This is a genomic window from Hansschlegelia beijingensis, from assembly GCF_045505405.1.
GTDB lineage: Bacteria > Pseudomonadota > Alphaproteobacteria > Rhizobiales > Methylopilaceae > Methylopila > Methylopila beijingensis_A.
Genome location: NZ_JBJKEX010000086.1, coordinates 1 through 10,058, shown reverse-complemented (window position 1 = coordinate 10,058; position 10,058 = coordinate 1). Strand labels below are relative to the sequence as shown.

Below are 10,058 nucleotides of genomic sequence, written 5' to 3'. Positions count from 1 at the left end.
CGGCTGGGCGCGCCCGAGACGCGTCGCGGTCGATGGGCCGTTCTGGCCGAGCCGCGCCTGGGTCACGCCCCAGCCGCTCGGCGTGGTGGGCGTGATCGCGCCGTGGAACTACCCAGTGCAGCTGTGCCTGCTGCCTCTCGTCGGCGCGCTTTCCGCCGGCAATCGTATCCTCCTGAAGCCCTCCGAGCGGACGCCCAGAACCTCGGCGCTCCTGGCGGCGCTGATCGCAGAGGCGCTCGGCGACGACATCGCGCGCGTCGTGCAGGGCGACGCGCGGGTCGCGGAGGCGATGGCGCGTCTTCCGCTCGACCATCTGCTGTTCACCGGCTCGACGGCGGCGGGCCGCGCCGTGATGGTCGCCGCCGCCGAAAACCTCACACCTGTGACGCTCGAGCTCGGCGGCAAATGCCCCGTTCTGATCACTCCCGACGCCGACCTCGACGAGGCGGCGCGCCTGATCGTGACCGGCAAGGGGCTGAACGCCGGCCAGACCTGCCTCGCGCCCGACACCGTGCTTCTGGCGGGCGTCGCCCCCGAGCCGTTCAGGGCGGCGCTGCGGACCGCCGCCGCCCGGATTTTCCCGGACGGACTGCCGACCGCCATCATCTCGGCGGATCACCGCGCGCGGCTCGAACGTCTGGGCGAGGGGGGACGGGTCGAGGAGCTCGGGCCGCAGCCGGCGCCCGAAGGTCTCGCGGTCATCGAGCCCGCAGCGGGTTCGCCCGCTGCGACCGAGGAGCTGTTCGGGCCGCTGCTCGCGATCGAAACCCATCCGGACCTCGACGCGGCGCTCGCGGCGCTGCGCGCCCGCCCGGCGCCGCTCGCGGTCTACGCCATGACCCGGGACCGCGGCGTCGGTGGTGACGCCGCAGAACAGGACGAGCTTCGCGACCTGCTCCGCCGACAGCCCCCAGCGCGAATAGAAGCGGTAGCGGACGGCGCCGGCGCTCGCGCCCGCGAGGCCGAGCGTGTGGCCCAGCGAGAGGCTGCAGAAGGAGGCGAGCGCCGCCTTCCGGTATGGCAGCGGGGCGCCGACATAGCGCAGCCCGAGATAGTCGAAGAAGGTCAGGCAGAAATAGCTCGCACCGGCGAAGCCGGCGGCGGCCGCGAGGCGCGCGGCCGGAATGGCGCTGACCGCGGCGCCGAGCTCCGCAAGGCTGTAGGGCCGCAGCGCCCGCCAGAGCAGGTACGCCGTCAGCGCCAGGACGGCCGCTATCCCGACGAGCTTTATGGGCTTGCGCCAGCGCGCCCAGACGCTGCGCCAGCCGGCCAGCGGCGAGGCGGAGGAGAGGCTCATCCGGGCGCCGGGACGCGAAGGTCGGCGCACAGGGGAAGATGGTCGGACGCCACGAGCGCCTCGGGATTGCGTACGGCCCAGAGCCCCCTAACCTCGACCTCCTCGCTGACGAAGATGTGGTCGATCCGAAGCAGCGGCCGGCGCGTCGGATAGGTGCGGGCGTCGACGTGCGGTTGGACGCTCTGCGCGTCGCGCAGACGCTCCGCCAGACGCTTGTACGCGCGCGACGTGGGAACCGAGTTGAAGTCGCCGAGCAGCACGATGGGGCTCCTGCAGTCCGGATGACCGAGCCACTCCGGTCCGAGCATCGTTTCGGCCTGCGCCCGGCGCTCGCCGCGCCACAGCCCGAAATGGGTGGTGACGATCTGCACCGCCGCGCCGTCGATGGTGGCCTCCGCCCATAACGCGCCGCGCGGCTCGCGGCTCCAGCGCGCGGGGCCTTCCGAGATCGCCGCCGCCTTCACGAGCCGGATGTTCGGCGCCGAAAGGATGGCGTCGCCATACCGCTCCTCCAGCACGGTCATCGCCGGGTGGAAAAACAGATCCATGCCCAGCGCGGCGCCGATCTCGGCCGCCTGGTCGACCCCGCCGCTTCGGGCGCGACCGAGATCGAGCTCCTGCAGGGCGACGATCTCCGCGCCGGTCCGGGCGATCACGCGGGCGATCCTCTCGGTCGAGTAGGCGCGGTCGAGGCCCAGGCAGCGCCTCACATTGTAGGTGAGCACTCGCAGCGATCCCACGGGCCGGTCTGAATCAATCGGAGGCGGCTCGACGAAGGCCTGTGACCTCATCGGCGCTGCCCGGGGCGCCGGCCGGATCGCGGCGGATTTATCGGAATGCTCGGCCGCGCCGCGGAACGTTGTCCTGTCCCTGTGCATTGTTGGAGCAGTTTAGGAGGACGTTCTATGAGAAAGCTCACTCTGATAGCCGCAGCCCTGATCCTGGCGACCCCCGCGTTCGCGCAATCTGTGGGCGAGAAGACCGGCGTCAACTCGGTCCTCGGCATCGCGCCCAGCACTCAAGACTTCGTGACGCAGGCCGGCGCCAGCGACATGTTTGAGATCCAGTCGAGCGAACTCGTGAAATCTCAGGACGTCGATCCGAAGATCAAGGATTTCGCGAACCAGATGATCGAGGCGCACACCAAGACGTCTTCGGAGCTCAAGGCGATGGTCGACGGCGGCCAGGTCAAGGCCACGATCCCGACCGAGATGTCGAGCGCACAGAAGAGCATGATCGAGGATCTGAAGGGCCGTAAGGGCGCTGACCTCGGCGACCAGTACATCGACGATCAGGTCTCGGCCCATAAGGACGCCGTCTCGCTCTTCGAGCGCTATTCGGAAGGCGGCGAGGATCCGGCGCTGAAGGACTGGGCGGGCAAGACCCTGCCGAACCTGAAGCATCACCTCGAGCTGGCGCAGCAGCTCGATAAGTGACCTGAGCTCTCGATAATCGACCCGATCTGATGAAGACGGCCGGCCGCCTACGTGCGGCCGGTCCGTTTCGCTTGCGCGCCAACCTGAGCCAGCCCCAAGTCCGCCGAACGGCTAGGGCGAGCAGGCAGACGACGGATGGCGCCCGGCCCGCCAATCATCTGAAAGCAGAGGGTTCCGCTTTCAGGTCATCTCCCCTGCGCGCTTCCGAAGGATGAGTTTCACTGAAGCTCAACCAGAGGCCCTCCAGGAGGAACGGACGATGGCCGACCGCATTCTGACTGACAACGCCGACGTCTACACCGACGACAGCGGCTCTTTCACCGGCGCCGTGTACGGACGTGGCGGGGATGACGAGCTTCACGGAAGCTATGAAACCGCTCTGTATGGCGAGGACGGGAGCGACACGCTTTATGGCGGTCAGGCGCGCGGGCTCTATGGCGGCGCGGCCGCCGACGTCCTGCATCAGGACTACGCCACTCACCTTCACGGCGGGGACGGCGATGACCTCCTGAACGGCAGCATCCGCCCCGGCATCCTCTACGGAGACGCCGGAAATGACACGCTGCGCGGCGGCGGCACGGAACACGCTCGCCCCTCCGCCATATCGCTCGGCTCCGGCGTCCTCACGCAGTCCAGAAACTTCGGCAACCATACGCTCGGGACCGCCGTGCTGCTCAACGAGACCGGCTTCAGCCTCGCCGACGACCCAAACGTTAGCGAAGCGACTTGGACGCCGCACGTGACCGTCACCGGAGTCGGCGCTGGCGCGATCGATTACTACAAGATCACCCTGAACAATCCGGGCTCGTCGATCTTGGTCGACGTCGATCAATCCGGCCTCAGCAACCCCGTCGGGGACACGGTCATCGCGCTCCTCGACTCCGGAGGTCAGATCCTCGCGCTCAACAATGACTGCCCGGCCACGGTGGGGGGCGGCGGCTCGGTCGATGGGCGCGACTCCTATCTGAATTACAGTTTCGCGGCGCCGGGAACCTACTACATCCAGATCCACTCCTCCGCAGGCGCCCTGCCCGTTGGGCAGCAGTACCGCTTCCAGTTGTCGACCACGGAAGAGCTTGGCGACGTGCTGGATGGCGGCATGGGCGCGGACCGCATGGAAGGCGGGATCGGGAACCAAATCTATTATGTCGACGACTTCGGGGACAAGGCGATCGAAGCGAACGTGACGGGCCACGACACCGTCTTCTCCTCGGTCTCCTACTCCCTGAAGGGCCAGTACGTCGAAGCGCTGAACCTCACCGGCTTCGTCGATGTCGATGCTACCGGGAACAGTCTCAACAACACGTTGACGGGAAATTCCGGCGTCAACGTGCTCACCGGCAAGACCGGCGACGACACCTATCATGTGCAGACCGTCGGCGACCGCGCTCTGGAGGCGAAGGACGAAGGCTCCGACGCGGTGTTCAGCACTGTCTCCTACTCGCTCGCCGGCCAGCACATCGAAAACCTCACGCTGACCGGCTCCGCCAACATCAGCGCGACGGGGAACAGCCTCAGGAACACTATCAGCGGCAACGCCGGCGCCAACGTCCTGGACGGAGGAACTGGCGCCGACACGCTGGCGGGCGGAGCGGGCGGTGACACCTATTACGTCCAGAACTCCGGCGACAAGGTGGTGGAGGCGAACGTGTCTGGAGTCGACACCGTGTTCTCTTCGGTGAGCTTCGTGACGACCGGCCAGTACATCGAGAACGTCACTCTCACCGGCGCGGCCAACATCAACGTCAAGGGCGCGACCCTCGCCAACCAGTTGATCGGCAACAGCGGAAACAACGTCATCAATGGCTGGTCGAACTCTGACACGCTGACCGGCGGCGGCGGCGGCGACACGTTCGCCTTCTCGACTGCGCTCAGCGCATCGAACGTCGACGTCATCACCGACTTCGATCCCGTTCTCGATCTGATCCGGCTCGACGACGCCGTGTTCAAGGAACTGGTCGTCGGGGCTCTCGTTTCCGACGCTTTCGTCGCGGCGAGCGCCGCGCTGGACGCTTCGGATCGCATCATCTACGACCAAAGGGCGGGGGCGCTGTTCTTCGACCGCGACGGAACGGGCACGACCTACGCGGCCGTGCGTTTCGCCACGATTGAGAATCACGCGGCCATGACAGCTGCGGATTTCACGGTCATCTGAGCGGTCACGGCCCGAGGAGGCATGGCGCCTCGATGGCCGCTGGAACCTGAGTTCGGCCGTCCGCCGCCGTCGGCCGCTCCTCATGCCGGAGGATCGCGTCGGCGCCCCGCCAGACGTCCAGGGCTTATCGTCATTGGCAGCCATAGCACGGCGCCTTATGCCTCAAGAGTTTTCGTGGCGGAGGCGGCGATTGAGCGAGAACGGCAGACCTGCGCAGGAGCGCGAATGTCCTGATCTGTCTGGGCGGGTCGTGGCGCATCTGTGCATCGACATGCAGAAGATGTTCGGCGAGGAGACCGACTGGCGGACCCCCTGGATGGACCGCGTGCTGCCGGTCGTGGAGGAAATCGCCCGGCGCCACGCGGCGGAGACGGTGTTCACCCGCTTCATTCCGCCCTCCTCTCCTGAGGAAGCGGAGGGCTCGTGGCGGGCCTATTTCGAACGCTGGCGCGACTTCACCCTCGATCGCATCGACCCGGAGCTGCTGAAGCTGCTCGATCCGCTGGCGCGCCTCACGCCGCCTGCGACGGTTCTCGACAAGCCTGGCTACTCGCCTTTCCACGGGACGCCACTGGACGAGCAGTTGCGCGGGCGCGGCGTCGACACGCTGGTGATCACCGGCGCCGAGACGGACATGTGCGTGGCGGCGGCAGTGCTGTCAGCCGTGGAGCGGGGCTATTTCGTCGTGCTGGTGAAGGACGCCCTGTGCAGCTCCAGCGACGACACGCATGACGCGCTGATCAAGCTTTACGCTCAGCGGTTCGGCCAACAGATCTTCCTGACAACCGCCGAGCCGCTGCTCGCGGCCTGGCCGGAGCGTTAGCGCCGCTCAGTCTCCGGAAGCGCGTCGCGCAGCTCCTGTAGCCAGACGTCGGCCACCGAGTCCGAGGGCGCCCGCCAGTCGCCGCGCGGCGACAGGCTGCCGCCCGCGGAGATCTTGGGGCCGTTCGGCAGCGCACTGCGCTTGAACTGGCTGGTCTGGAAGAACCGCCTGAGGAAGGCTTCCAGCCAGCTGGCGATCGTCGGCAGATCATAAGCGTTCTTCGCCGCGTCGGGAAAATGCGCCGGCCACAGGCCGGCCGAGGCGTCACGCCAGGCGTGCCAGGCGAGGAACGCGACCTTCGACGGCGGCAGCCCGTAGCGCAGGATATGAAACAGGAAGAAGTCGTGCAGCTCGTAGGGACCGACCTTCGACTGCGTGCTCTGAATGGCGCCGGTCTCGTCGGCCGGCACCAGCTCCGGCGAGATTTCGGTGTCGAGGATGGCGTTCAGGATGTCGCCCGTCGCGGCGTCGAACTGTCCGGTCCGCACCGTCCAGCGGATCAGATACTGGATCAGCGTCTTGGGCAGGCCGGCGTTGACGGCGTAATGGCTCATCTGGTCGCCGACGCCATAGGTGCACCAGCCGAGCGCGAGCTCCGAAAGGTCGCCGGTGCCGACCACGAAGCCGCGGCGCTGGTTGGCGAGCCGGAACAGGTAATCGGTCCGCAGTCCCGCCTGCACGTTCTCGAAGGCGATGTCGTAGACCTTCTCGCCGCTCGCGAAGGGATGGCCCATGTCGGCCAGCATCTGCCGAGCGGCGGGCCGGATGTCGATCTCCTCCGCCTCGACGCCGAGAGCCCGCATCAGCCTCCAGGCGTTGCCCTTGGTCTCCTCGCCGGTCGCGAAGCCCGGCATGGTGAAGCCGAGGATCGTCGAGCGCGGAAGTCCCATCAGGTCGCAGGCTTTGGCGGCCACGATCAACGCATGGGTGGAGTCGAGACCGCCCGAGACGCCGATCACCATGTGCGAGCCGGAGGTGGCCTCGAACCGCCGGACCAGCGCGCTGACCTGGATGTTGAAGCTCTCATAGCAGTCGAGATCGAGCCGCTCCGGGGCGTCCGGCACGTAAGGGAAGCGGCGGATCGCCCGCCTGAGGCCGAGATCGGCGAAGCTCGGCTGATGGCGGAAGCGGACGGTGCGGAACGCCGTCTCCGGGTGGCCGCTCAGCGCGGCCGCATCGTTGAAGGTCGGCGTGCGGGCGCGCTCCAGGCGGATGCGCTGGACGTCGACGTCGGCGGCGATGATCTGCGGCTCGCGGGAGAACCGCTCGGACTGGGCCAGCGGCTCGCCCAGTTCGTAGATCGAGCCCTGGCCGTCCCAGGCGAGGTCGGTGGTGCTCTCGCCGTCGCCGGCCGCCGAATACGCGTAGGCGGCGACGCAGCGCATCGACTGCGAGGCGCAGAGCAGCGCGCGGTCGGCGGATTTGCCGACCGTGATGTTGGAGGCCGACAGGTTGCAGAGGATCGTGGCGCCGGCGAGCGCGCCCATCGTTGAGGGCGGCATCGGCGCCCAGTAGTCCTCGCAGATCTCGACGTGGAAGACGAAGTCCCGCAGGTCCTCGGCCGAGAACAGCAGGTCCGTGCCGAACGGCGCCGCCTGGCCGGCGACATCGATCTCGAGTCCTCGTAGGCCGGCGCCTGAGGCGAACCACCGCTTCTCGTAATATTCGCGGTAGTTCGGCAGGAAGGTCTTGGGGACGACGCCAAGGACGCGGCCGTGGGCGATGGCGATCGCGCAGTTGTAGACCCGGCCGTTCCGCCGCAACGGCGCGCCCAGCAGCAGGACGGGGCCGAGGTCGCGGCTGCGCTCGACGATCTCGCCGAGCGCGCGCTCCACGCCGGATAGCAGCGCGTCCTGCAGGTGGAGATCGTCGATCGCGTAGCCCGAAAGGCCGAGCTCCGGATAGATCAGCAGGTCGACGCCCTGCTCCGCGGCCGAGACCGCCTGCTCGATGGAAGCCGCCGCGTTCCGCTGCGGATCGGCGACGAAGACCCTTGGAGTCGCGACGCCGACGCGTACGAAGCCATGCCGGTGGAACGACGCGAAGCCTGCGGGTTCAGCCATGGGTTCTCGAATAGCTCCGACGCGGACCAGAGGCTCGGCCCGCAGCTATAGGGCCGCCCCGGCGAACCGTCACGTCCGGCCGCCGCCCGCGCCGCCGCCGAAGTGCCGCAGCAACGTCTCGAGATTGGCGGAGGGGTCCTTGCTGGCCCACTCTTCGTCGCTCACGGGCGCTTCAGCCTCGGCGGTCGTTCCGCCGGCTGCGTACCGGCGGACCATATCGCCGCAGAATGCCGCGAACTCCTCCGGATCGATCGGCGGGCTGGTGTGATGAGGCGCGATCCCGCGGTGCTCCGGGGTGAAGCAGAACGTGACGGTGACGTCGAAATCGGCGAGCGCCGCCATCTGCCGGTCGAACCAGTCGAGCGCGTTGGGACGGAAGCTGTCGGCCCAGGACAGGCCGGTGCGGACGTGGCGCACGCCCAGCCGATGCAGCCACGCCACCGCCTCGTCGAGCCGGTGGTCCTCAAAGTGGAACCACTGGCAGACGCCCATCCCCTTCCCCGCCTCGGCGAACGCCTGCAGGGCAGGCTTGGGAGCGCCGTCCTCGCGCAGCAGACCCATGTGGAAATGCCGGTAATAGGACGAGCCCTCCGCCTCGCGGTGGCGTGTCGTGGCCTCCCAGGCCTTGGGCAGATCGTAGAGGCTGTACCAGTGCACGCGGTCGACCCTGCCGGCCAGCAACTCGGCGGTCCGCCGCACGCCCCAGGCCTGCACCTCCTCGGAGCCGAAGCTGGAGACGCCGACCTCCGTGACCCACACGGGCAGATGCGTCGCCCGTCTGATTTCCTCAACCTTTTCCGGCCACTCGTCGATCTTCCAGAGATTCCAGTCGAGCGGGAAGCCATGCACGGCGACGACGTCGACATGGTCGAGAACTCGCCGCTCGGCGAGCCGTAGCAGGAAGAACGGGTCGATCGGCGACATGCCGCCCAGCACCCGCGGCAAGGCCGGGTTGGCGGCCTTGATGGCCTTACCGGCCGCCGTCGCGGTTTCGGCGAAGCGGCTCCAGTCCGGGTCGAGCTCGAGGTCCCAGTGGGACTTGTTGTTCGGCTCGTTCCAGATCATCGCGGCTTCGATCATCGCGCGGCTCCGCGTGCGGGATAGACGGCGCCCTGCCACGGCGACGCGCCGCGGCGGCAGATGAAGGTGTCGGGCTCCGGCCGGGTGACGATCTCAAAACCGGCGGCGCGCAGCATGGCCTCGGAGCCCGCCCTGTTGGGGATCCACCAATTGCTCGGATCGCCCGCATAGGCGTGCTCGACGAAATAGGCCAGCGGGTAGCCGTCGGCGTCGAACTCGCCTTCGGAGAAATCATAGTCGGACTTGACCGGATGGACCTCGTCCGTGCCGCGCTGGAGCGTCTGGAACAGCAGCGTGTCGCCCGCGACATGCTCGTGGATCAGGTCGAGCGCGAGCAGCGGATGGCGCAGGTGGTAGAGCACGCCCATGAACACCACGACGTCGAACCGCTCCCCGAGCGCCGCCACGTCGTAGACCGAGAGCTGCCGGAAGGTGACGTCGAAGCCGAGGATCTCTGCGGCGAACCGCGCCTGGGCGAGATAGCGCTCGTCATAGTCGATCCCGACCACGCGCCCGGCGCCGCGACGCTTCATCTCGAAGGAATGGAAGCCCGCGTTGCAGCCTATGTCGAGGACGCTGGCGCCGTTCAGGTCGCCGGGCAGCGCATGCGCGAACCTGTTCCACTTGTCCGAAGGGTGATTGCCGAGGAAGTGCCCCGGCGCCGTCTCGATCCCGTTGAGGTCGAGATTGTGGAACCAGGGGCCGAGCTCCCCGATGCGCCGGCGGATGTCGTCCACGGCCCTCGCCCCGGCGTCGCCCGGACTCATGGACGGGTCCCCCCCGGACCGACGCGCCCCGGTTCGCGGCTCAGGACGCCGAACTCGCCTGGGCCGATGTCGATCTTCCAGTAATCTCCGAGCCCCATGCCGAACTCGCTCAGCAGCACCGACTTGATCACGTCCGCATGGCTCACCACCACGACGATGCGCTCGTCGTAGCGGTCCGCCAGCCTCCCGAGGCCGCCGAGCGCCCGGGCCTGCACCTCGCCCATGGTCTCGCCGCCCGGCGCGCGCGCGTGGTCGCGATCCTCGTTCCAGATCCGCCAGCGGGGATCGTGGGCGAGCTCGTCGAACCGCTTCCCGGCCCACTCGCCGACATCGATCTCGTCAAAGGCCTCGTCGAGCTCGACCGGCACGCCGAGGTCCGCCCCGATCACCGCCGCGGTGTCGTGCGTCCGCTCGCGGGGGCTGGCCACCACGGCGGC

At 68.1% G+C, this 10,058-nt stretch carries 8 protein-coding genes and 1 pseudogene; 4 read left to right on the top strand and 5 right to left on the bottom strand.

The window, feature by feature from the left end; all coding sequences use genetic code 11:
- Positions 1-82: 82 nt before the first annotated feature.
- Positions 83-811, top strand: a pseudogene (locus ACIKT0_RS07830) (aldehyde dehydrogenase family protein); the annotation flags it as partial.
- 482 nt (positions 812-1,293) lie between these two features.
- Here the strand turns inward: ACIKT0_RS07830 and ACIKT0_RS07825 are convergent.
- The gene (locus ACIKT0_RS07825) at positions 1,294-2,037 is read right to left on the bottom strand and encodes an endonuclease/exonuclease/phosphatase family protein (RefSeq protein WP_407104797.1); all 744 of its coding nucleotides are present in this window, start codon (positions 2,035-2,037) and stop codon (positions 1,294-1,296) included.
- 165 nt (positions 2,038-2,202) lie between these two features.
- Between ACIKT0_RS07825 and ACIKT0_RS07820 the strand changes: the two genes are divergently transcribed.
- The 3 genes from ACIKT0_RS07820 to ACIKT0_RS07810 all read left to right on the top strand — a co-directional run bounded on the left by ACIKT0_RS07820 (position 2,203) and on the right by ACIKT0_RS07810 (position 5,711).
- On the top strand, positions 2,203-2,733 hold the full coding sequence (locus ACIKT0_RS07820) for a DUF4142 domain-containing protein (RefSeq protein WP_407104796.1): 531 nt from the start codon (positions 2,203-2,205) through the stop codon (positions 2,731-2,733).
- A 259-nt stretch (positions 2,734-2,992) separates the two neighbouring features.
- Complete coding sequence (locus ACIKT0_RS07815) at positions 2,993-4,888, top strand: pre-peptidase C-terminal domain-containing protein (RefSeq protein ID WP_407104795.1); 1,896 nt, start codon at positions 2,993-2,995, stop codon at positions 4,886-4,888.
- A 190-nt stretch (positions 4,889-5,078) separates the two neighbouring features.
- A complete protein-coding gene (locus ACIKT0_RS07810; RefSeq protein ID WP_407104794.1) occupies positions 5,079-5,711 on the top strand; it encodes a cysteine hydrolase family protein in 633 nt (210 codons plus the stop codon).
- On the opposite strand, the gene ACIKT0_RS07805 is transcribed toward ACIKT0_RS07810, so the two are convergent.
- From ACIKT0_RS07805 to ACIKT0_RS07790, 4 genes are all read right to left on the bottom strand, one after another.
- Positions 5,708-7,774, bottom strand: coding sequence for an NAD(+) synthase (locus tag ACIKT0_RS07805; RefSeq protein ID WP_407104793.1), 2,067 nt, complete (start codon positions 7,772-7,774; stop codon positions 5,708-5,710). The genes ACIKT0_RS07810 and ACIKT0_RS07805 overlap by 4 nt on opposite strands.
- Before the next feature lie 69 nt (positions 7,775-7,843).
- Positions 7,844-8,854 carry a glycosyl hydrolase gene (locus ACIKT0_RS07800; RefSeq protein ID WP_407104792.1) on the bottom strand — a complete coding sequence of 337 codons (1,011 nt, stop codon included), beginning with the start codon at positions 8,852-8,854 and terminating at the stop codon, positions 7,844-7,846.
- Positions 8,851-9,621 (bottom strand): TIGR04290 family methyltransferase, encoded by a 771-nt coding sequence (locus tag ACIKT0_RS07795; protein ID WP_407104791.1) that lies wholly within the window; start codon positions 9,619-9,621, stop codon positions 8,851-8,853. The genes ACIKT0_RS07800 and ACIKT0_RS07795 overlap by 4 nt, the downstream gene beginning before the upstream one ends.
- A partial coding sequence (locus tag ACIKT0_RS07790; protein WP_407104790.1) for a histidine phosphatase family protein occupies positions 9,618-10,058 on the bottom strand: 441 nt, incomplete at its 5' end. The genes ACIKT0_RS07795 and ACIKT0_RS07790, both read right to left, overlap by 4 nt.

Excerpts from the sequence above, each read along its gene's own strand:
- ACIKT0_RS07820 (WP_407104796.1), top strand. The coding sequence starts at position 2,203 with ATGAGAAAGCTCACTCTGATAGCCGCAGCCCTGATCCTGGCGACCCCC.
- ACIKT0_RS07815 (WP_407104795.1), top strand. The coding sequence starts at position 2,993 with ATGGCCGACCGCATTCTGACTGACAACGCCGACGTCTACACCGACGAC.
- ACIKT0_RS07805 (WP_407104793.1), bottom strand. The coding sequence starts at position 7,774 with ATGGCTGAACCCGCAGGCTTCGCGTCGTTCCACCGGCATGGCTTCGTA.
- ACIKT0_RS07800 (WP_407104792.1), bottom strand. The coding sequence starts at position 8,854 with ATGATCGAAGCCGCGATGATCTGGAACGAGCCGAACAACAAGTCCCAC.
- ACIKT0_RS07795 (WP_407104791.1), bottom strand. The coding sequence starts at position 9,621 with ATGAGTCCGGGCGACGCCGGGGCGAGGGCCGTGGACGACATCCGCCGG.